Origin of the sequence: Bacillus sp. FSL L8-0199 (assembly GCF_038005705.1) — a bacterium.
In the GTDB taxonomy this organism is placed as follows: Bacteria; Bacillota; Bacilli; order Bacillales; family Bacillaceae_G; genus Bacillus_A; species Bacillus_A cereus.
Map to the genome: position 1 here is coordinate 1867131 of NZ_JBBOTS010000001.1, position 18897 is coordinate 1886027.

Here is an 18897-nt window from a genome sequence, read left to right on the forward strand (position 1 = left end):
TTTATGAGAGTGGACATGTATCATACGAAAGTATTGAAGGCGCTCGAATCAGAAGATTACATTTCAGTACGAAGAAGAGTGCTACGTCAATTAGTAGAATCGTTAATTTATGAGGGGATTATTACACCGGTTCGCATAGAAAAAGAAGAACAACTTCTTTTTCTAATACAAGGACTTGATGAAGAAGGCAAAAGTGTCACGTACAAATGCTATGGCAGGGAACGGATGACATTTGGACGTATTTCGTTAGACTCATTAATAGTAAGAGTTCAAGATGAACAGCAAGAAATACAATCTGTCTCGCAATTTCTAGAAGAAGTTTTTCGGGTTACTAGTGTAGAACAAGCTAAATTAGATTCTTTTATACACGAATTAGAACAAACAATATTTAAAGACACGATTGCACAATATGAAAGAAATAATAAGAGAGAATATACTCAAAAATCTTACGATGAGTTTGAAAGCCATTTAATAGACGGCCATCCATATCATCCTAGTTATAAAGCACGTGTTGGATTTCAATATCGTGACAATTTTCAATATGGTTATGAATTTATGCAGCCAATAAAACTCATATGGATTGCAGCGCATAAGAATTATGCGACTGTAGGTTATGAGAATGAAGTGATGTATAACAACCTTTTAAAAGAGGAGATTGGCGATCGTAAATTAGAAGAGTTTATGGAACGAATTCGTAATAAGGGATGTAATCCAAAACAGTACGTGTTTATACCTGTTCACCCATGGCAGTGGGTGAATTTCATCATTTCAAATTATGCGGATCATATACAGGGGAAATTTATTATTTATTTAGGAACATCTGAGGACGATTATTGCGCGCAACAGTCAATGAGAACATTAAGAAATATTACGAGTCCAAAGAAACCGTACGTTAAATTATCGATGAATTTACTCAACACTTCAACACTTCGTACGCTGAAACCATACTCTGTTGTGAGTGCACCAGCAATATCAAATTGGTTAAATGATGTTGTAAGTAATGACGCCTATTTAATGGATGAAGCACGTTTAATCTTGTTAAATGAGTTTTCCAGTGTAACGTATGACACGAATAAGAAAGCTATATATGGTTCATTAGGATGTATTTGGCGCGAAAGCATTCATAAGTATTTAGATGCACAAGAAGATGCAATTCCTTTTAATGGTTTATACGCTAAAGAGAAAAATGGTACACCAATTATTGATGCGTGGTTGAATAAATATGGAATGAAGGATTGGCTACAATTACTTATTCAAAAAGCGATAATACCAGTTATACATCTTGTTGTAGAGCATGGCATCGCACTGGAATCACATGGACAAAATATGATTCTAGTCCATAAAGAAGGGGTGCCTGTTCGTATTGCGTTAAAGGATTTTCATGAAGGGCTTGAGTTTTATCGTCCATATTTGAAAACGGTTGACAAATGTCCCGACTTTACTAAAATGCATAAAACATATGCGAATGGAAAAATGAATGATTTCTTTGAAATGGATCGCATTGAATGTTTGCAAGAGATGGTGTTAGATGCACTATTCCTGTTTAATTTAGGAGAATTAGCATTCGTACTTGCGGATGAATATGGATTGAAAGAAGAACATTTTTGGATGATGGTTGTTGAAGAAATTGAAAATCATTTAAGAATATATCCACATTTGAAAGGTAGATTTGAAAATATTCAATTATATGCACCTACATTCTATGCTGAACAATTAACGAAACGTCGATTATATATGGATCTGGAATCGCTTGTTCATGAAGTTCCAAATCCATTGTATAGAGTAAGACAACTTATGAAACAAAAATCAGCTGTTACAGGGGGAAATTATGCTAATCGTTAATAAACAAGAGTATAGCAAAAGTGATTTTGAATCGAGATTACAAGTTTATGAGGAAATGGAACAATTTAAAGAAGCAGAAGGAAATAGATTTGCACTTTGTCTGAAAGATCCATTCGATATTATTACGATTGTGTTTTTCTTAAAAGAAAAGAAATCATCAGTATTACTTATACATGAAGATACACCAAAAGAAACAGCTATTGAAATGGCAAAGCGTGCAAATTGTGTAGGAATTTTATATGGAGAATATGGCGATTGTACAAAATTAGAAGTAGGGAACTTTTTACTAGAAGAGCCTTCTTTACTGCAATATAGTTCTGGAACTACAGGGGAACCGAAACTAATTCGTAGAGCATGGACGGAAGTTGATACGGAAATTACCGCTTATAATGAAGCTTTAAACTGTGAAGTAGATGAAGTGCCAATCGTTATGGCTCCTGTTTCACATTCATACGGACTAATATGTGGTACTTTATCAGCAATTACGAGGGGGAGCCAGCCTGTAATCATTACGAATAAAAATCCTAAATTCGCATTAAATATAGTTCGCAATACAGAAAAACATATTATGTATGCAGTACCACTTATGTTACACATTATGGGGAGTTTTCCATTAGGAACGTTCCAGTTTCATAAAATTATGACATCAGGATCGCCTTTGCCAGAAGCACTATTTTATAAACTAAAAGAAATGACAACATATATGATGCAGCAATACGGTTGTTCTGAAGCAGGTTGTATTAGTATATGTCATGATATGAAGAGCCATTTAGATTTAGGAAACCCTCTACCTCATGCGAGTATAAGCATAGGTTCAGATGAAAATGCACCGGAAGAAATCGTCGTGAAAATGAATGATAAGGAAATCTTCACGAAAGATTTAGGGTATAAATCTGAGCGTGGCATTCATTTTATGGGGCGTATGGACGATGTAATTAATGTTTCGGGATTAAAAGTCTTTCCTATAGAGGTAGAAGAAACGATGCTTCGATTGGAAGGTGTTCAAGAGGCAATTGTATATCGAGGGAAACATCCTGTCATGGGCGAAATAGTTAAAGCGAAAGTGATCTCTCATGTTGATCCAGTACAAATAAGAGAATGGTGTATTCAGCACTTACCTTCTTATAAAGTTCCCCATGAAATTGAAAGTGTAAATGAAATTCCTAAAAATAAAACTGGAAAAGTAAGTAGAAAGTTACTAGAGATGGGAGAGGTTACAACATGAGACGGGAAGCGTTAAAGAATGCCGTGTTAAAAATTATGATTGAAAAAATGGAACTGAAAAATGTAACGCATTTAGAAGAAACGATGCGCTTAAATCAAGATTTATATATAGATTCGGTAATGATGTTACAGCTTATTGTATACATAGAAATGGATGTAAAGCTATGCGTTCCAGAGGATGAGGTAGATCCAAAGGCATTTCTTACTGTAGGATCTTTGCTTGATTTTATGGAGGAGTTACAAGAAGTAAATGTGAATAACTAACCTTTAGGAAAGTGGATGAGAGTATGACTTCAATTAAAGTGCACTGTTTAGTGAGTTGTTTTTGTGAAATTATAAAAAGGCGTAGCGACATTGATTTTCGTCCATTTTATTTTGGACTATGGGATGGAGATTTTGATATAACAGAAGGCGGAATTATTTCATATCACTCTGAAAACATTAACCATGATCATTATTTACTTTGGTTTGAAAAATTGTACGGTATTAAAGTAAACGAATGGTATGATCATGCAAAAGATAAAGATAGCAATGTAGAAACGTTTTTAGAATTAGTAGAAAACAAGCCGGAAAATCGTTATGTCATTGTAATGGTTGATATGTCTCTATTACCAGAGAGGGAAAATAAATTTCATCAAAAACCGTTTCCACATTATTTAATGATATCAAAAACAGAGAAAGAAGAAGAGTGGTTCATGCTAGATCCTGATTTTCGTTGGGAAGGAAATATGGAAAGAGAAAAAGTACTTCACTCTATTCAAGATAACCCATTTGGTGGAGGGTATTTTATTGATATAGAAGGAATTGGGGAGCCAACGCAAGAAACAGTAGCTAGTTATTTCACAAAAACATTCAAAAAGAACGACAATGAACTGACTATGGAGCTGAAAAATTTAATTGTAAAAATGGCAAATGAGGAAGAAGGATATGCGCTTTCTGGACTTGTAGCAGCAGTAAAACAAATACCAGTACTTGCAATTCGTAAATATAGTTATGAGCATGCCTTTGCATACTTCCGTGAAACGTTGCAATATTCGGAGCAAGAATTTGATTATTGGTGTAATCGGGTAGAGGATATTGTACAAGGATTTACAAATGTACAGTATCGTGCAATTAAAATGGCAATGACGAATAATAAAGGTATGCTAGTATCGATTATTGAAAAACTGGATGAAATGAATGCAATTGAACTGCAAATTAAGAAGGAATTAGAGAGACAGTTTCTATCATGGAAAGGTATGAAAACAAATCAGTCTGTCGCAACTTTTTAATAAGCTAACTGAATTTAAGATAGGGGAGTTTAATGCTATGAAATATTCGCTATGTACCATTTCATTTCGTCATCAATTAATTTCATTTACTGATATTGTTCAATTTGCATATGAAAACGGTTTTGAAGGAATTGAATTGTGGGGGACTCATGCACAAAATTTGTATATACAAGAACGCGAAACGACAGAACGAGAATTGACTTTTCTAAAGGATAAAAACTTAGAAATTACGATGATAAGTGATTACTTAGATATATCATTATCAGCAGATTTTGAAAAAACGATAGAGAAAAGTGAACAACTTGTAGTACTAGCTAATTGGTTTAATACGAATAAAATTCGCACGTTTGCTGGGCAAAAAGGGAGCAAGGACTTCTCGGAACAAGAGAGAAAAGAGTATGTGAAGCGAATACGTAAGATTTGTGATGTGTTTGCTCAGCACAATATGTATGTGCTGTTAGAAACACATCCCAATACACTAACGGACACATTGCCTTCTACTATAGAACTATTAGAAGAAGTAAATCATCCGAATTTAAAAATAAATCTTGATTTTCTTCATATATGGGAGTCTGGCGCAGATCCAATAGACAGTTTCCATCGATTAAAGCCGTGGACACTACATTACCATTTTAAGAATATATCTTCAGCGGATTATTTGCATGTGTTTGAACCTAACAATGTATATGCTGCAGCAGGAAGTCGTATTGGTATGGTTCCGTTATTTGAAGGTATTGTAAATTATGATGAGATTATTCAGGAAGTGAGAGGTACGGATCTTTTTGCTTCCTTAGAATGGTTTGGACATAATTCAAAAGAGATATTAAAAGAAGAAATGAAAGTATTAATAAATAGAAAATTAGAAGTAGTAACTTCGTAATGTGAAATGATGTGAGAGTCTCGTTTTAGAGGCTCTTTTTTTATGGTAAAAAATAACCAAAAATTTCCATGTATTTTAATTTGAATTTAACACAATTTATATATAAATAAGGAGGTGATTGGTAATGGCTAGAAATCGTAATTCTAATCAATTAGCATCACATGGAGCACAAGCAGCTTTAGATCAAATGAAATATGAAATTGCACAAGAGTTTGGTGTACAACTTGGCGCTGATACTTCTTCACGTGCAAACGGTTCTGTAGGCGGTGAAATTACAAAACGCCTTGTAGCGATGGCAGAACAACAACTTGGTGGCGGATATACTCGCTAATTGTAGAAGGTTATAGGAGAAAGGAAGGATTCTTCCTTTCTTTTTTTTTCAATTAATTGGTATGGATATATTGTGAACTGGATTCAAAGAATAGGAATAATACTATAATTTCCCCAATTTCTTTTGTTGTGAATGGGAAGTAGTAAAGATGTAATAGCCCTGGTGGAATGAAAAGTTACGTTCCAGCGGGGCTATTATATGGTAAGAAATATATGATGAAAGGTTTCGAAGCCAACATGTTAAAAAAAGAAAACTGTTGTTTAATTGCGCTTGCATCAGTTCCACTTGTTATGACATTAGGGAATTCAATGCTCATCCCAATTCTGCCGACTATTGAAAAGAAATTACATATTTCATCGTTTCAAGTATCCATGATTATTACAATTTACTCTATCGTAGCTATTCTACTTATACCGATTGCTGGTTATTTATCAGATAGATGGGGACGAAAGATGGTAATGGTTCCGAGTTTGCTGATTGCAGCTATAGGAGGAGCGATAACTGGTTGGGTATCTTGGAAAGTTGATAATCCCTACAATTGGATATTGATTGGTAGAGCGATTCAAGGTATTGGTGCTGCTGGTGCAATGCCAGTTGTTATACCGTGTGTTGGTGATTTATACAAAGACGAAAAACAAGTTAGTACAGGTTTAGGAATCATAGAAACATCCAATACATTTGGGAAAGTACTGAGCCCTATTTTAGGGTCTGCTCTTGCTGCCGTTGTATGGTTCTTACCATTTTGGGCGATTCCAATTTTATGCGTAGTATCAATTGTTTTATTACTTGTTCTAGTAAAGGCAAAGAAACAAGAAGGAGAAGTCCCACCACTTAAAGAGTTTATAAAATCTATTCTGTCTACGTTTCGAGAAAAAGGAAGATGGTTAATTGCCATTTTTGCATTAGGTGCAATTATTATGCTTATTTTATTCGGAATTCTCTTTTATTTGTCGACTATACTGGAATCAAAGTATGACATTCATGGTATATGGAAAGGGTGTGTGCTTGCTATTCCGTTACTTGTACTGTCACTTAGTTCATATATGGCCGGTAAAAAAATTGGAGATAATCAAAATGTTATGAAGAAGTGTATTTATATTGGTTTTTTAATGGCAGCTGCATCAGTCATCATTCCTTTATTTATAAAAGGGATTTATTTACTACTTCTTTGTCTCGTTATTATGGGGATAGGGATTGGTATGGCACTCCCATGTTTAGATGCCCTCATTACACAAGGAATTGAAAAGGAGCAAAGGGGAACGGTTACGTCATTTTACAGTTCAATGCGATTTATCGGTGTAGCAGCTGGACCACCTTTATATTCTTTTTTCATGAAAGGGGCGGACCATGAAGTGTTTTATTTGACAAGTATTTTCGCTGCCATTGGTGCTGCCATAGCAATCATTTGGATTAAACCAGCAAAGGATGCAAAGGCGGTAAAACAGAAACCGGAACCTACTTCATAATTTGTAAGAGAATTGCATGATGTTTTGAGAAACATGCAATTCTCTTTCGTTCATTAAGAATAAATAACTTGTTTTAACATATAAAGTGCGACACCCCATATGATGAGGCCAGAAAATTTATTTAATAATAAAATTGTCTTTCCGGTTGAGTCTAGTCTTTTTAGAAATTTCCCCGCTAAAGCTAAGCTTATAAACCAAATCCAAGAAACGATAATAGTTGCAAGTGTGAAAGCCCATTTTTCACTTCCTATGTATTGAATAGAATTTGTTCCAATTACACCGATTGTGTCTAAAATAGCATGTGGATTTAATAACGAAACTGATGCTGCGAAAAGGATTTGCTTTTTTAAGGGCATACTTTTTTCTTGTTTTACATCGTTGGAAGGATTACTTCTCCAAATAACAAAGCCCATGTATAGGAGAAAGAAAAATCCAATTATATATAATGAGTTAGTTAGCCAAGAAAAAGTAAGGAGTACAAGGGAGACACCTTGCACTGCAATCAATATGAGTAACGTATCACATATAGAGGCAGTTAATACTACAGGGGCTGCCCTCCAAATGTTTGGTTGGCTCGCACCTTGGTTAAAGACAAAAACATTTTGTACACCTAATGGAATGATAAGTCCAAATGCAAGAATGATACCATGAATAATTGCTTCACTCATCATATTACCTCCTATTTTAATTCATTATGATAGTGTATATTGTATAGAAGAAATGAAAATTTGTATCCATCCATATGGTTGGGGAGGTTACCAACCAAAAAGAATATAAGGTGATATGATGGAAAGATTCGTTTGGAAACCGGATATGTCTCTAGCGACGCCGCTGTATAAACAAATAGAAACGTATATAAAAGAAAAGATCGTTAATGGAGAATGGACCGTTGGAACGAAATTACCTTCACAAAGAGATTTGGCCCATACATTTGGTGTGAATCGAAGCACAATTGTAATGGCTTTCGATGAACTAGTTGCAAAGGGATACATTGAAGGGAATGGCAGGAAAGGAACAATTGTTGTAAATAATAATGAGAATGTTTCAACTTACGCACCCCCGCCTAATTGGCAGTCTTATGTAGAAACAGGACTTCATTATCCGAATCTCCCAGCTATTCAGGAGATTAATCAAGCTGAATTTTATCCACATGTAATTCGATTAGGAACAGGTGAGCTCGCGCCGAGTCTCTTACCTGAGAAAAAGATGAAAGAAATTATGAATAAGCTTTTAAAGTCAAATGTGACGCTTGGGTATGAAGAGCCAAAAGGAAATTTTTATTTAAGGGAAAAGATTTCCGAATACTTAAAGGGGCATGGTGTATATGTATCTCCTGACTCTATATTAATTGTTTCAGGAGCAATTCAAGCGCTGCAACTTATCTCTATGGGGCTTCTTCCAAAAGGCGCATCCATCTTATTAGAAAAACCATCCTATTTATATTCGCTTAATGTTTTTCAATCCGCAGGAATGCGTTTCATTGGAATACCAATGGATGAGAACGGTTTAAATGCATCATATATTACAAAATATAAGAAGCAATTTAATGCCTCTATTTTATATACAATCCCGTCTTTTCATAATCCAACGAACTTTAGTATGAATGCGAAGAAACGAATAGAAGTGATGGAAATATGTAATGAAATTGGATTACCTATTATAGAGGACGCAGTGTATCAAGACTTATGGTTTGATGCACCTTGTTCGAAACCTTTAAAAGCCTATGATAAAAATGGAATCGTACTACATATTGGAAGCATGTCCAAAGTAATTAGTCCAGGTTTAAGAATTGGATGGATTGTTGGACCTGAGCCAGTAATTCAAAGATTGTCAGACATAAAGATGCAAACAGATTATGGTTCAAGCACTATATCCCAGCAAATTGCAGCAGAGTGGTTTACAAATGGTCTATATGATGAGCATTTGCGATTTGTAAGAAGTGAATTGAAAAAACGAAGAGATTTTATGTTACTAATGTTAGATAAATATCTTCGTGAAATAGCAACTTGGCATGAACCAACAGGCGGGTTTTATATATGGGTACATATAAAAGTACCCATTTCATATCGCAGTTTATTTGATAAAGCTCTGCAAGAAAAGGTTTTATTAAACCCAGGTACTTTATATGATAGAAGTGCAAATCAATTTTTGCGCCTATCGTATTCATACGCAACGTTAGAAGAAATTGAAATAGGTATAAAAAAACTTGCACAACTAATGAAAAAGTAAGAGGAGAAAGTAATGAAACAATATGTAATTTGCCAAATGATCAATGGAGAAAAATATTTAGCTGCTTATGCGGAGACGAAGCAAGAGGCGATTGAAAAAGCAGAACTGTTAGGATTAAGAACGGGAAATCGTTACATAGTTATAACTGCAGAAGAAGCCGAAGGCTTAACGTATCCTTAAACAATGTATGAGATTATATAGGAAGTAAATAAGTCTAGTAATATAAGAATTTACTAGGCTTATTTACTATTAAGTTGTTAAACGTTCTCGTATTTATACGCAAAGTAATAATATTATGAGTCAAGTTGACGAAAAAATCGATTTGTCTTTCGGTCTTGATTTCCTTTTCTATACTCATCAATATATTGCCTAAAGTTCCAAGCTTGTAAAAATTTATTAGCAGAGTTATAACCAGAATTGTAAAGCCAGTCTTTTTCTTCCTTCGTCAGTTCAAAATTAGTACTTGTAATCGTTCCTGTTGGAATTGTAATCGTTCTTGCTTTTGATTCCTTATCTAAATGACGTAAATCATGAGCTTGCATCATTGTTTTAAATAGTCCTTTGAACATGGAAATAGGCTCGTTATAGTGAGCAGGGTCAGCTTGAATCTCATCTTTTACAAAATGAAATCCGAAAGTCGGCCAGCGAGGAGCGGTAGGTGAATCGAAGATCCAAATTGGATAATTACTTAGAATTCCTCCGTCAACCATATAACAAGGCTGCTTCCATTTTGGAGTTCTCCATTTTACGGGTTCAAAGAAGAAGGGGATTGTACTACTCATTCTTACCGCTTTAGCGATAGAGAAGCGATAATTTAAAAATCCGTAGTTTGGTAAGTCGTCAGGAAAGACAACCATTTTACCATTACTAATATCAGAAGCGATGATTTTGAGTTTGTTTAGATCCGGTAAATCAGTAAATAAATGAACACCTTTTTTTCGAAGTAATTCTTCAATCCATTCTTCTATAAATACATTAGAGTATATACCTAGAGTAGTCCATGCACTTAGTCCTTTTCCGATAAAGGGGATTTTGTCAATAAAGGTTTTCTTCGTAAATTTGTTATAATCGATATCAGTTATAATGGTTTTTAGCTCTGAACAAGAATATCCTGCAGCTAAAAGTGCCGCGATAATTGCACCAGCTGATGTTCCAGCTACACGTTCCCATTCATAACCTTTTTCGGCTAACGCGCAAATTGCCCCAACATGCGCAATACCGCGCACACCGCCTCCTTCAAAAACACCATCAATCTTCATTAAACATACTTCCTTTCAAATAAAAGATTTGGAAATGGCAAAAAAGCACGTATTGTACGTGCTTTTTTACAATGGTTTTTAAGTTTACTAGCAGCCTACAAAGCCGCCCCAACAGCTAGCTCCGATGATGATTAGAAGGATGAATAAAACGATTAATAAAGCGAAACCTCCGTAACCACAACCACCACAGCTACCGCCGTAACCGTAACCGCCGCAACTATATCCGTAACCCATGTGGAATTCCTCCTTATATTAAAAATAAAAATGAACGAGGGGAAAATGTACTGGAAGAACTAAAGAACTATCGTGTTTGTAGGAACAATGTATAGTATGCTTTTTTAAACTTGTTCGCGTACGAAGGATAAGCCCGTTTTTGAAGGCTTGTTGATTTTGTAAAGAATGAAGTATAATCTTTGTACTATGATATAAATAAGTATGTAAATGTAAGGAGAATTTATGAATAAAAAAATTGAAGTATTAATTGATAAATATGAACTAACACACTTGAAAGAGGAACTTATTAATACTGTATTTCCTTGTATAAAAGTTGTGCCAAAGCAGCAGGAAACTGTTGCGATAGGTAGTTCGAAAATGGGAGGAGTTCCTGATTTACCAGCTTTATTTGAATATCCAAAGCATAAAGGAAATCCACTACAATTTATCGCGCAATTTAACTTAAGTGATTTACAAAACGTTGGTATGGATCACAATCTTCCTAAGACGGGGATGCTGTATTTCTTTTGCATTGAAAATTATTTTGAAGAAAATGTGAAGCTAACAGAGGCTGGGCGTGTACTTTATTATGATGTTCCTGTAGAGCAATTACGAAGAGGAAATGAAGTACAAGCGAAATATAACCAGTGTGCAATTACTTTTGAACTGACATACAAATTACCAGAACTTTTCATTGAAGATGAGGCTGATTCAGATCGTTTCTTGCAATTACTTGAAGAGCTAATTCCGGATAACTACGATAACCATCAAATGTTTGGTGAGCCATTCTCTGTACAAGAAGAAGTGTTATATGAGACGGGAGAATATATGGGAGTAGACCCGCAGCAAATGACTCTTTTATTCCAAATTGATTCAGATCATAAAAATTGTAATATGGTTTGGGGAGAACTAGGGATGCTATATTTCTGTATTAGTAATGAAGATTTGAAAAATCAACGTTTTGAAAATACATGCTGCGTATTACAAACATGCTAATGAAAAAAGGTTGTTCTTTTTAAAAGAACAACCTTTTTATGTGAATTAGTTAATATGCATAATCTCATATGACCTATACGAAAAAGTATTGTATACTCTGAAACTATACGATACTTTTTCGTATAGTTATAGAATATAAGGAGTGACAAGATGGGAAAGACAAGTAAGTATGTGACAGCTGCCGCACTTTGTTCAACTATAGTAATGGGAGGCTTACAAGCGTCATCTGTATCTTATGCAGCTACAAATCCGACTACAGTGACAGCACAATCAGATGTAAAGTTATTAGATGATTTCAGAAAAGAATTAAAAAAACAGATTGATAATCGAGAAGAAAATATTACAATCACATATAAAACAAAAGATAGAAATGCTAGAAATATTATGGATCAATTGTATGGTGAGTTTAATAAAATTGTAGATGCTGATGAGTATGTAAAATATAATGTAGCGTCTACTAGATATTCCATTAAAGGAATGCCAGGGGACTATACGTTTACACTGCAAGTAAAATACCGTGAATCAAAAGAACAAACTCAATATGTAAAAGCTCAGGCGAAATCAATTGTTGGATCAATTGTAAAACCAGGGATGGATGAGCATGAGAAAGTAAAAGCTATTCACGATTACGTTGTTAAGCATGTGTCTTATGATACGTCTTATCAAGCGTATACAGCATATGAAGCATTAGCGAATCGTTCTGCCGTTTGCCAAGGATATACATTATTGACGTATGAGTTGTTAAAAGAGGCAGGTATTCAAAATCATATTGTAACAGGCACAGGAAACGGACAAGCTCACGCGTGGAATTTAGTGAACATTGAAAACAAATGGTATCACCTAGATACTACATTTGATGATCCAGTACCAGATAAAGCAGGGCGTGCAACTTACTCATATTTTAATATGTCTGACGAACAGTTAAGTAAAGATCATGAATGGGATCGTAGCAAATATCCAGCGGCAACTACAAGTTATTTTGGTGAATTAACAAATAAAATAAAAGCTGGTAGCTCAAAAACTGTCGTATATGAGCAGATGTTAAAAGAAACAAATTTACAATACTTATCTGCAGAATACGGAGCAGAAAATTATAATGAATTTAAGCAAAAGTTGCAGCAACAGTTTGCAGCTAAACCAGAAAAAGTAGAAGTACGATATAAGCAGTCCATGGATGGGACGATGCAAGATATAAAGAAAGTATTAAATGAAATAAATTGGCCAAAAGGTGCAAAGCGTGTGTCTTATCAAGTAGCGCCTTACAGTGCATTGGCGGGTTATTCATTAGCGACAATTACATTTACGTATTAAGCAATGAGAAAGAGCATCTGTAAAAGATGCTCTTTTTATATTTATCGATCACTTTAAAATTTTGGGAATTATGTGATAAAATAAAAAGGAGAGGATGTGAATGCTGAATGAACTTGTTCGAAAGTAATATTTTTACATTGATATATACTTGTTTAGTAATCGGACTTATCGTTTTGTTTTTCATATCATTTACTTTGTTTATTAGAAGAGTATTACAAAGCAGTGCTGCAAAGAAACACCACGTGATTAATATGAACCAGAAGCTAGATCGAATCATTGAATTGCTTGAAAAAGATAAGAAATAGCGATAGAAGAGGTATGAAAAGGGGAAAGAGAATGGCCAATTATATAAAAGAATTACGTGAAAAAGTAGGACATGATTATGTTTTCTTAAACTTTGCCGGTGGTTGTGTATTTAATAAAGAAGGAGAAGTATTACTGCAAAAAAGAGGAGACTTTAACGCTTGGGGATTTCCAGGTGGTGCAATGGAGATAGGAGAATCAGCTGCGGAAACTGCAATCCGAGAAATAAAAGAAGAAACCGGGTATGATGTAGAAATAAATGAGCTTATTGGAGTGTATACAAAATATTTTCAATCATATCCAAATGGAGACAAGGCCCAGTCAATTGTGATGTTCTTTTCATTCTCAATAGTTGGAGGTGACAAAAAAGTAGATGGTGATGAAACGTTGGATTTGAAGTTTTTCCCGTTAGACGACATGCCACCGTTATTTTGTAAACAACATGAAGATTGCCTGCAAGATTTATTGGAGAAAAGAGTAGGGGTATATCGTTAACATATAAAAAAGAAGCTAAATGAAGATTAGCTTCTTTTTTATGTTTCATTTATTTCCACCAATCATCAAACATTGACGCTGGTACTTGTCTTTTATGCTCACTCACTGTGTAACGTTTTTCAATTTTCTCTGCAACGTCAGCTGGAACTGCTTTACCTTCTAAATAATCATCTAATTGATCATAAGTAATACCTAACTCTGTTTCATCAGCTTGACCTGGTTTTTCATCTAATAAATCAGCTGTTGGCATTTTTAAGTACAGTCGCTCGTCTGCACCTAACTCTTGTAATAATGCACGTCCTTGACGCTTCGTTAATCCCGTTAATGGTAATAAATCTGCACCACCATCTCCGAATTTTGTAAAGAACCCTGTTACAGCTTCTGCAGCGTGATCTGTTCCGATAACAAGTAGCCCTTTTTGTCCACCAATTGCATATTGAGTAACCATACGGATACGTGCTTTCACGTTACCTTTATTGAAATCTGTTAATGATTCACCCAATAAGTTTTCATATTGATTTGAAAAAGCATCAACAGTTGAAGCAATATCAAATGCAACAGATTGATCTGCTTGAATGAATTGTAATGCTAATTGTGCATCATCTTCATCTTTTTGTACTTTATAAGGAAGACGCACGGCGATAAACGTTGCATTACCACCTTCGTTACGAATTTCTTCAACTGCAAGTTGTGCTAAGCGTCCTGCTAATGTAGAGTCTTGTCCGCCGCTAATACCAAGTACAAATCCTTTTGCACCTGTTTTTTTTACATAATCCTTTAAGAAATCAACTCGTTTACGAATTTCAATTTTTGGATCAATTACAGGCTGAACATGTAATGCTTTCATAATCTGTTCTTGTAATGTCATTATGTTTCCTCCTATTCATATTAAAGCGGTAATTAAGTTTATATGTATAATGGTACATACTTCTATCCTTTATTATTTCGCAAAATTAACGAATATACAATAGGATGTGTGTATGAATATGAATGTAGTCATTATAAATAAAGTACTACGTATAAGCAATTTTTTTAAACCTTTCAAAAATGTAAGGTTTTTGTCATTTGAATCGATGGAAGGTATTTCCGCACTTTACTAATATAAAAACATAGATAGTAGAAGGGCGGAGAAGTAATATGAACATTAGAGAACTAGCATATCGGAATGTAACCCGAAATAGACGGACATACTCAGCCTATTTTTTGAGTAGTGCATTTGCAATTATGGCCTTTTTTGTGTATTCATTTTTTGCGTTTCATCCGGCATTAAGTGCAGGAGAATTAGGTCAGTACGTATTCGTAAGTATGTCTTTTGCACAGTCTATTATTTACTTATTTACATTCTTCTTTATTTTATATTCGATGGGAATGTTTTTAAAAACGAGAAAGCGTGAACTAGGGATTTTAATGATGTTAGGTATGACGAAATATCAATTAAAGCGTCTAATCTTTTTTGAAAATATTATGATTGGAATAGGGGCAATTATTTTTGGTATTCTTTCAGGTATGTTATTTTCAGGGGTATTACTATTTTTCGCTCCGATGATATTGAAACTAGATATCTCCTTATCCTATTACATACCGATGAAAGCAATTGTTGTAACGAGTATTATGTTTTTTATTTTATTTATGATCATATCATTGTTTAGTGCAGGAATGATTCGTAAAAATAAGATTATGAAGTTGTTTAGAGGATCGGCAGAGGCGAAACCGGAACCGAAAGCATCAATCATTTCTTCCATATTAGCAGTAGTATTGCTTAGTGCTGGCTATGTAGGAGCTCTTCTATCACATGGAGCAATGGTATTTATTATGATGATTCCTGTTACAACGGTAGTTATTATTGGGACGTATTTGTTGTACAAGCAGCTGAGTGTCTTTATTATTCGATTATGTAAAAAAAGTAAACGTTTCTATTGGACACAGACTAATATTATTACGTTATCAGATTTAGCGTATCGCATGAGAGATAACGCAAGAATGTTCTTTATTGTAACCATTATTTCTACTGTAGCATTTTCCGCAATAGGGACATTAGTTGGCTTCGCATCCATGACGAAAGGGATAATGGAGAGACCGATTTCGTTTCATTACCATTCTAAGCAAGGGAATAGTAACGAATCACAGCATATACAAATGATTGACAAAGGATTAAAGAAACATAGTATAGCAGCTTCAAAAACTAATATTTCGACAAAGAAAACGGAGGAACAGTCGTTAAGAAGCGCCATTTTTATAAAAGAATCAGACTATAAGAAATATGCAAAGTTAACAGAAGAACCATTTAATACTGTAGCAAATAAAGAAGTTGTATTTTTGTCAGCTAATATACCAGGGCCAACGATGAAAGAAAGAAAAGAAATTACTTTACCTAATATGAATGAAAATTTAAAAGTGAAAAAAGTTACTTCATCTTCATTGGGGAAAATATTAAGAGGAAATGTTTATGTAATCTCTAATAGTCAATATGATTCATTACAAGATGGGTTTATAGAGACAAAAGATTATATGTATAAAACTGAAAGAACGAAAGATGAGATTGAAATTGGTAAAGAGCTTACGCATCAAATTAAACCGTATCAAGAATATTCAACGTTTAGTGCGGAAGAGTACGAGCAAAACCAAAGTTTACAAATTGCAGGACCGATTTTATTTGTAGGTTTCTTTATTGGTATAGTATTTTTCGTTTGCGCAGGAAGTTTCCTTTACTTCCGTTTATTCTCCGATTTGGAGGATGATGTTCGCTTGTTCGAAATGATTCGTAAAGTTGGATTGACAAGTAGGGAATTATCGAAGGTAGTTACAATTCGATTGGCCCTTTTATTCTTCGTTCCAATTGGTGTTGCAACATTACATGGAGCAGTAGCCTTAACGGCGTTAGGGCAAATGTTTGAGTACTCATTGTTTAAAGAAAATACAGTTGTATTAAGTATTTTCATAGGTATTCAAGTTGTATACTTCTTACTTATAAGATCCCGTTATGTAAAACAATTGAAAGAGAGATTACGTATGCATTAAATGTGTTTTTTTAACTCGAGTACAAAATTTTCTAAAAAGAGGCAAGTATTGTCAAAAAGTGATAAAATGGAAAAAGCGAGGTGAAAAAATTAATAGAGAGTAAGGGGGGAGAAATATGAAAGCAACAGGAGTTATTCGAAAAGTAGACGAATTAGGACGAATTGTTATCCCTAAAGAATTACGCGATGTATTGGGAATACAAATCAAATCACCGCTTGAAATTTTTGTAGAAGCAGATAAAATCATTTTACAAAAATATCAACCTTACAATGCTTGCCAAATCACAGGTGATGTTTCAGGGCAGAATATTACATTAGCAAATGGAAATATTACAGTTGGTATAGAGGGAGCGGAATATTTAGTAAAAGAAATAGAAAAGTTTTTAAACAAGAGTGAGGTTTAGTCTTAATTTATATTATTTTTCAAATTACATATCATTCTTTTAAAAGACTGTAAGAGGACCATTAATTGGTCCTCTTATTTTGGTTATTAGTTGAACGACTCGGGTTGTTACTTCCTACAAATCATAGGGAAAATAAAGAAGTATTATAGAGGTAGTAAATGATGTTGAGAAATATTTGAAAAGAAGGAAAACAAAAAGAATAAAACGAATGTTACATTTACACGTATTCAAAAGTGGTCTGAAATGAAAATAATACATTTTCAGGAGGGATTACGATGAGTAGTACAGTGAATAAACAAAAAGGTATACAATTGATTCCGTTTACCGTAAATAAGGTGGTAGAACAAGTAAATGAAATTCCACCAGGTGTACAACTGATTCACGCTCCGCAAGTATGGGAAAAGAGTGTGAAGGGGCAAGATGTAGTCGTTGCCGTATTAGATACAGGGTGTGATACTAATCATATAGATTTAAAAAATCGTATTATCGGCGGAAGAAATTTCACAAAAGATTATGAAGCTGATCCAAATGTGTATCTTGATAATAACGGACATGGTACTCATGTTGCGGGAACGATTGCCGCGACTGAAAATGGTGTCGGTGTATTAGGAGTTGCACCACTTGCTAAAATGTTAGTATTAAAAGTTTTAGCGGGAGATGGTTCTGGAAGTTATGAGCAAATTATTGAGGCAATTCATTATGCTGTAAATTGGAGAGGGCCGAATCAAGAGAAAGTGAGAATTATTTCAATGTCACTTGGTGGTCCGCAAGATGTTCCAGAATTACATGAAGCAATTCAAAATGCGGTAAAGCAGGATGTTCTCGTTGTATGTGCTGCTGGAAATAATGGAGATTGCGATGATGAAACAGAGGAACTAGACTTTCCGGGTGCGTACTCCGAGGTAATTGAAGTTGGTGCCGTTAATTTAGAGCGGAAGATTGCATGTTTTAGTAATTCAAATCAAGAAATTGATCTAGTAGCGCCAGGTGATGAAATATTATCTACGTATCCAGAAGGAAAATATGCTGTGTTAAGTGGAACTTCCATGGCGACGCCGCATGTTGCTGGAGCGCTCGCCTTGCTCATTAAACAGTGTGAGAAAGAATACGGTCGAAAGTTATCGGAGCCGGAAATATATGCACAACTCATTAAAAGAACTGTACCTTTAGGGTACGAACGTACATCTGAAGGGAATGGATTAATAGATTTATTAAAAGAATAGCCATATTAAAAAACATCTCATATTCATATGAGATGTTTTTTAATATGGCTCTGTCGCATGTAATATAACTTGTAATAAACCTGGGAATCTAGCATTTAAATCTTCTTCACGAATTGAAATGAAACGTTGTGTTCCTTCAAGGCGCGTGTACATAACACCTGACTCACGTAAAACTTTGAAATGGTGAGATAAAGTTGATTTTGCAACAGGGATGTTTAAAGCACCACAAGATTGTTCATTTTTCTCTAGTAACATATTTACAATTTGTAAACGAATTTGATCGCTAAGTGCATATAAGACAGAAGAAAATTGAATTTCTTCTCGATTTGGATGATAGAGTGTACGCATATTTCACCTACTTGTATAAGTTAAGATATTTGCACTATAACATATAAAGTGGTATATTTCTATTGTTTGAATATATTCGAACAAT

General features: G+C 34.5%; 21 protein-coding genes. 16 read left to right on the forward strand and 5 right to left on the reverse strand.

The genetic code is table 11. From position 1 onward, the window contains the following. The first annotated feature begins 3 nt into the window (after positions 1-3). The 7 genes from NST86_RS09700 to NST86_RS09730 all read left to right on the forward strand — a co-directional run bounded on the left by NST86_RS09700 (position 4) and on the right by NST86_RS09730 (position 7014). The gene (locus NST86_RS09700; RefSeq protein WP_001261836.1) at positions 4-1842 is read left to right on the forward strand and encodes an IucA/IucC family protein; all 1839 of its coding nucleotides are present in this window, start codon (positions 4-6) and stop codon (positions 1840-1842) included. Further along, entirely contained in the window at positions 1829-3067 is a 1239-nt protein-coding gene (locus tag NST86_RS09705) for an AMP-binding protein (protein ID WP_227593127.1), read from the forward strand. Before NST86_RS09700 ends, NST86_RS09705 begins: the two co-directional genes overlap by 14 nt. Next, positions 3064-3330: a petrobactin biosynthesis protein AsbD gene (gene asbD / locus NST86_RS09710; RefSeq protein ID WP_086409199.1), complete on the forward strand. Its 267-nt coding sequence runs from the start codon at positions 3064-3066 to the stop codon at positions 3328-3330. Before NST86_RS09705 ends, asbD begins: the two co-directional genes overlap by 4 nt. A 23-nt stretch (positions 3331-3353) precedes the next feature. Beyond that, entirely contained in the window at positions 3354-4337 is a 984-nt protein-coding gene (locus tag NST86_RS09715; protein ID WP_016117633.1) for a DUF6005 family protein, read from the forward strand. A 37-nt stretch (positions 4338-4374) separates the two neighbouring features. Continuing rightward, positions 4375-5217 (forward strand): sugar phosphate isomerase/epimerase family protein, encoded by an 843-nt coding sequence (locus NST86_RS09720; RefSeq protein WP_000877672.1) that lies wholly within the window; start codon positions 4375-4377, stop codon positions 5215-5217. A gap of 124 nt (positions 5218-5341) precedes the next feature. After that, positions 5342-5548 carry an alpha/beta-type small acid-soluble spore protein gene (locus tag NST86_RS09725; RefSeq protein WP_000113545.1) on the forward strand — a complete coding sequence of 69 codons (207 nt, stop codon included), beginning with the start codon at positions 5342-5344 and terminating at the stop codon, positions 5546-5548. A 236-nt stretch (positions 5549-5784) separates the two neighbouring features. Next, positions 5785-7014 carry an MFS transporter gene (locus tag NST86_RS09730; RefSeq protein WP_033693874.1) on the forward strand — a complete coding sequence of 410 codons (1230 nt, stop codon included), beginning with the start codon at positions 5785-5787 and terminating at the stop codon, positions 7012-7014. A gap of 53 nt (positions 7015-7067) precedes the next feature. Here NST86_RS09730 and NST86_RS09735 read toward each other — a convergent pair whose 3' ends face one another. Further along, positions 7068-7682, reverse strand: a complete 615-nt coding sequence (locus NST86_RS09735; RefSeq protein ID WP_001287303.1) for a LysE/ArgO family amino acid transporter — start codon at positions 7680-7682, stop codon at positions 7068-7070. Between the two features lie 118 nt (positions 7683-7800). Here NST86_RS09735 and NST86_RS09740 point away from each other — a divergent pair, with 118 nt between their 5' ends. Further along, positions 7801-9243 (forward strand): aminotransferase-like domain-containing protein, encoded by a 1443-nt coding sequence (locus NST86_RS09740; RefSeq protein WP_000439397.1) that lies wholly within the window; start codon positions 7801-7803, stop codon positions 9241-9243. Positions 9244-9255: 12 nt separating this feature from the next. Beyond that, a complete protein-coding gene (locus NST86_RS09745; RefSeq protein ID WP_000816389.1) occupies positions 9256-9423 on the forward strand; it encodes a DUF3933 family protein in 168 nt (55 codons plus the stop codon). A gap of 113 nt (positions 9424-9536) precedes the next feature. Here the strand turns inward: NST86_RS09745 and NST86_RS09750 are convergent, their stop codons facing one another. Beyond that, complete coding sequence (locus NST86_RS09750) at positions 9537-10502, reverse strand: patatin-like phospholipase family protein (protein WP_000686789.1); 966 nt, start codon at positions 10500-10502, stop codon at positions 9537-9539. Positions 10503-10589: 87 nt separating this feature from the next. Further along, positions 10590-10736: a YjcZ family sporulation protein gene (locus NST86_RS09755; RefSeq protein WP_000540425.1), complete on the reverse strand. Its 147-nt coding sequence runs from the start codon at positions 10734-10736 to the stop codon at positions 10590-10592. A 222-nt stretch (positions 10737-10958) separates the two neighbouring features. Between NST86_RS09755 and NST86_RS09760 the strand changes: the two genes are divergently transcribed. The 4 genes from NST86_RS09760 to NST86_RS09775 all read left to right on the forward strand — a co-directional run bounded on the left by NST86_RS09760 (position 10959) and on the right by NST86_RS09775 (position 13820). Beyond that, positions 10959-11711 (forward strand): YwqG family protein, encoded by a 753-nt coding sequence (locus NST86_RS09760; protein ID WP_001034836.1) that lies wholly within the window; start codon positions 10959-10961, stop codon positions 11709-11711. 150 nt (positions 11712-11861) lie between these two features. Then, complete coding sequence (locus NST86_RS09765; protein WP_000520859.1) at positions 11862-13022, forward strand: transglutaminase domain-containing protein; 1161 nt, start codon at positions 11862-11864, stop codon at positions 13020-13022. A gap of 107 nt (positions 13023-13129) precedes the next feature. Continuing rightward, on the forward strand, positions 13130-13327 hold the full coding sequence (locus NST86_RS09770) for a DUF4083 domain-containing protein (RefSeq protein ID WP_001048102.1): 198 nt from the start codon (positions 13130-13132) through the stop codon (positions 13325-13327). 31 nt (positions 13328-13358) lie between these two features. Beyond that, positions 13359-13820, forward strand: coding sequence for an NUDIX hydrolase (locus tag NST86_RS09775; protein WP_000024999.1), 462 nt, complete (start codon positions 13359-13361; stop codon positions 13818-13820). A 49-nt stretch (positions 13821-13869) separates the two neighbouring features. Here the strand turns inward: NST86_RS09775 and nadE are convergent, their stop codons facing one another. Further along, positions 13870-14688: an ammonia-dependent NAD(+) synthetase gene (gene nadE, locus NST86_RS09780; protein ID WP_000174891.1), complete on the reverse strand. Its 819-nt coding sequence runs from the start codon at positions 14686-14688 to the stop codon at positions 13870-13872. Positions 14689-14957: 269 nt separating this feature from the next. On the opposite strand from nadE, the gene NST86_RS09785 reads away from it, so the two are divergent. The 3 genes from NST86_RS09785 (at position 14958) to NST86_RS09795 (ending at position 18464) form a co-directional block, all read left to right on the forward strand. Continuing rightward, positions 14958-16838 (forward strand): ABC transporter permease, encoded by a 1881-nt coding sequence (locus NST86_RS09785; protein ID WP_137074238.1) that lies wholly within the window; start codon positions 14958-14960, stop codon positions 16836-16838. 115 nt (positions 16839-16953) lie between these two features. Beyond that, the gene (locus NST86_RS09790; RefSeq protein WP_000648325.1) at positions 16954-17241 is read left to right on the forward strand and encodes an AbrB/MazE/SpoVT family DNA-binding domain-containing protein; all 288 of its coding nucleotides are present in this window, start codon (positions 16954-16956) and stop codon (positions 17239-17241) included. 275 nt (positions 17242-17516) lie between these two features. After that, positions 17517-18464 (forward strand): serine protease, encoded by a 948-nt coding sequence (locus NST86_RS09795; RefSeq protein ID WP_227593126.1) that lies wholly within the window; start codon positions 17517-17519, stop codon positions 18462-18464. Between the two features lie 39 nt (positions 18465-18503). Here the strand turns inward: NST86_RS09795 and NST86_RS09800 are convergent, their stop codons facing one another. Beyond that, positions 18504-18812 carry an ArsR/SmtB family transcription factor gene (locus tag NST86_RS09800; RefSeq protein ID WP_016117638.1) on the reverse strand — a complete coding sequence of 103 codons (309 nt, stop codon included), beginning with the start codon at positions 18810-18812 and terminating at the stop codon, positions 18504-18506. Between the last annotated feature and the right edge of the window lie 85 nt (positions 18813-18897).